Source organism: Dellaglioa sp. CoH-55-MRSF-8, assembly GCF_056782195.1.
The window spans coordinates 1-274 of the sequence record NZ_JBXAYH010000189.1 but is presented as its reverse complement, the minus strand read 5'-3'; the positions used below and the strand labels follow the sequence as shown (position 1 = coordinate 274).

Sequence of the window (274 nt, the reverse complement as noted above, 5' to 3'; positions counted from 1 at the left end):
CCTCTGCTTTGTCTCGGCTCTAGATGTATGGCGCCCAAGCCTGGAACTTGGATTCGAGGGCATCGGAGGCTGAGTTGAACTGGAACAGCAACGCCCCGCAGTCGCTTCCCGCAGCAGCGCCGGCACTGCAGTTATCAGACCATGCCTTGCCAGCGGTCGCCGCCGCGTCCGCCGCGTCTCGCGTATCCGTGTATAGCCCGCGGATCTCGCTCGGCGGAGTGCCTATGTAGTTCGTGGCTGTCCGGGTTTGTGGGCTCGCCAGCGAGATCGACAC

Annotated in this window: 1 protein-coding gene; it reads right to left on the bottom strand. The window is 63.5% G+C overall.

Annotation, left to right across the window (positions count from 1 at the left end; translation table 11 throughout):
- Positions 1-19: 19 nt before the first annotated feature.
- A partial coding sequence (locus tag AC1RPW_RS08445; RefSeq protein WP_481769517.1) for a hypothetical protein occupies positions 20-274 on the bottom strand: 255 nt, incomplete at its 5' end.